We start from the raw sequence: 3,069 nt of genomic DNA on the forward strand, positions 1-3,069 counted from the left end.
CACACCGCCTTCGCGAGCAAGCCCGCTCCCACAGTTTTGACCGCGGCCGCCTTAGACTTGGCAATATGAACGCTGCTCAGGTTTACTACTCCTAGAGTAAGCGCTCCACCGACCTTGCACGTCGGCTCATCAAGGCCACCGAATGGACAAATACACCCCCCACACCTGGCAGCCCCACGAGCGGCCGAGCCTGCCCGGCTCGCCCTCGACGCCGTTGCACAGCAATCAGAAACGTTGGGCGTTCGCGTTGGTGGGCGTGCTGGTGGCGATTACCGGTGGGTTGGGCAACGCGCTGGTTATCGCCAACCTGCAATACCTGCAAGGCGCATTGGGCGCGACCACCGCCGAGATGGCCTGGCTGCCGGCCGCCTATGTGATGACCAACGTGTGCATGAACCTGCTGCTGGTGAAGTTTCGCCAGCAGTTCGGCCTGCGTGCGTTTACCGAGGTGTTCCTGGTGCTGTATGCGCTGGTGACCTTCGGCCACCTGTTCGTCAACGACCTCAGTTCGGCCATCGCGGTGCGGGCGGCCCACGGCATGGTGGGGGCGGCGCTGAGTTCGCTGGGCTTGTACTACATGATCCAGGCGTTCCCGGCGAAGTGGCGCCTGAAAGCGCTGGTGCTCGGGCTGGGCACCGCGCAGTTGGCGCTGCCGCTGGCACGGCTGTTCTCCGAAGACTTGCTGCAAATTGCCGAATGGCGCGGGCTGTACTTGTTTGAGCTGGGCCTGGCGCTGATCTGCCTGGGCTGCGTGTTCCTGCTCAAATTGCCGCCGGGCGACCGCTTCAAGACCTTTGAAAAACTCGACTTTCTCACCTTCGCCATCCTCGCCACCGGCGTGGCCTTGCTCTGCGCGGTGCTGTCGCTGGGGCGTATCGACTGGTGGCTGGAAGCGCCGTGGATCGGCGTGGCCTCGGCTTGTTCGCTGGTGCTGATTATGGCCGGGCTGGCCATCGAGCATAACCGCACCAACCCGTTGCTGATGACGCGCTGGCTGGGCAGCGGCGTGATGATTCGCCTGGCGCTCGCCGTGGTGCTTATTCGCATGGTGCTGTCGGAGCAGTCCACCGGCGCCGTAGGGTTCATGCAGATGTTGAACATGAGCTACCAGCAGATGCACACCCTGTACGTGGTGATGCTCGCCGGGGCGATCGCGGGGCTGGTGGTCAGTGCGCTGACGATCAACCCGTCGCACTTGCTGATGCCGTTGATCATCTCTCTGGCGCTGATGGCCACGGGGTCGGTCATGGACAGTTTCTCCAGCAACCTGACGCGCCCCGAGAACCTGTATGTCAGCCAGTTCCTGCTAGGCTTTGGCGGCACCTTTTTCCTGGGGCCGACCATGGTGCTGGGCACGCGCAACGTGTTGACCAACCCGCGCAACCTGGTGAGCTTTTCGGTGATGTTCGGCATCTGCCAGAACCTCGGCGGCCTGATCGGCGCGGCATTGCTGGGGACCTTTCAGATCGTGCGCGAGAAATACCACTCCAGCATGATCGTCGAGCACCTGACCTTGCTCGACCCGCGTGTCGCCGCGCGGGTGCAGAGCGGCGGTTCGGCCTACGGCGGCATCATCGCCGACCCCGAACTGCGCAACCTGATGGGCATTCGCAGCCTGGCCACGGCGGCCACGCGTGAGGCGAATGTGATGGCCTACAACGATGTGTTCATGCTGATTGCGATCATCGCGATGCTGACCATGATCTGGATCTTTATCCGCAGTCTGTGGCTGATGAGCACCACCAAGGCAGCAGCCACTTCCGTTCAACCCAGCGGCGTTACTTCATGACCGAACCGAGCAGCACCACGACCACCACCAATGCCATCGCGTCCACCCCGGAAGGCACCACGCCGCCGGGCGCATCGGTCACTGAGCCGCGCTCGTTGCGGGTGCGCATCATCTCCTCGCTGGGCTTTGCCGCGATTGCCATCGTCGGCGTGCTGATCGTGCTGTACGCCTGGCAATTGCCACCGTTCAGCAGTGCGGTGGAAACCACCGAAAACGCCTTGGTGCGTGGGCAGGTGACGATCATCGGCCCGCAACTGAGTGGCTACGTGTTTGAAGTGCCGGTGCAGGACTTCCAGAACGTGAAGGCCGGCGACCTGCTGGTGCGGCTGGATGACCGCATCTATAAGCAGCGCCTCGATCAGGCGCTGGCGCAGTTGGCGGTGCAGAAGGCCGGGTTGGCGAATGTGGTGCAGCAACGCAACAGTGCCGAAGCCACCATCAAGCTGCGTCAGGCGGCGTTGGTTGACAGCCAGGCCCAGGCGCGCAAAAGCACGGCGGACCTGCGTCGCAACGAAGAGCTGATCAGCGATGGCTCGGTGTCCAAGCGTGAACTGGATGTAACCCGCGCGGCGAATGCGCAGACCATCGCCGCCGTGGCCCAGGCCCAGGCCAGCCTGGAAATCGCCCGGCAGGATTTGCAAACGGTGATCGTCAACCGCGGTTCCCTGGAAGCTGCCGTGGCGAATGCCGACGCGGCGGTGGAGCTGGCGCGGATCGACCTGTCGAACACGCGCATCACGGCGCCGCGTGACGGCCAGTTGGGGCAGATCGGCGTGCGGTTAGGGGCTTACGTCAACTCCGGTGCGCAACTGATGGCGCTGGTGCCGCCGCAGTTGTGGGTGATTGCCAACATGAAAGAAACCCAGATGGACAACGTACAGGTCGGCCAGCCGGTGACCTTCACCGTCGATGCGCTGAACCACCGCAAATTTCATGGCACCGTGCAGCACATTTCGCCGGCGACCGGGTCGGAGTTCAGCCTGTTGCAGGCGGACAATGCCACCGGCAACTTTGTGAAAATCGCCCAGCGCGTACCGGTGCGAATTACCGTTGACCCGGATCAGGCCGAGAGCGAGCGTCTGCGACCGGGGTTGTCCGTGGTCGTGAGTATCGACACCGCCGGACGCCTGAAAAACAGCCCGCCCTGACACTGACACAACAAAGATCAAAACTGTGGGAGCTGGCTTGCCTGCGATAGCTGTCTGTCAGTTGATGCCTCTTTTACTGATGTACCGCCATCGCAGCATAAGTATCTACACATCGTTGTAGTGAGCGGGCTT

Annotated in this window: 2 protein-coding genes; both read left to right on the forward strand. The window is 62.7% G+C overall.

All coding sequences use genetic code 11. From position 1 onward, the window contains the following. The first annotated feature begins 142 nt into the window (after positions 1-142). Complete coding sequence (locus WBB95_RS21920; protein ID WP_424489473.1) at positions 143-1,789, forward strand: MFS transporter; 1,647 nt, start codon at positions 143-145, stop codon at positions 1,787-1,789. Next, a complete protein-coding gene (locus tag WBB95_RS21925; protein ID WP_424489474.1) occupies positions 1,786-2,937 on the forward strand; it encodes an HlyD family secretion protein in 1,152 nt (383 codons plus the stop codon). Before WBB95_RS21920 ends, WBB95_RS21925 begins: the two co-directional genes overlap by 4 nt. Positions 2,938-3,069: the final 132 nt, after the last annotated feature.

Origin of the sequence: Pseudomonas sp. (assembly GCF_049645325.1) — a bacterium.
In the GTDB taxonomy this organism is placed as follows: Bacteria; Pseudomonadota; Gammaproteobacteria; order Pseudomonadales; family Pseudomonadaceae; genus Aquipseudomonas.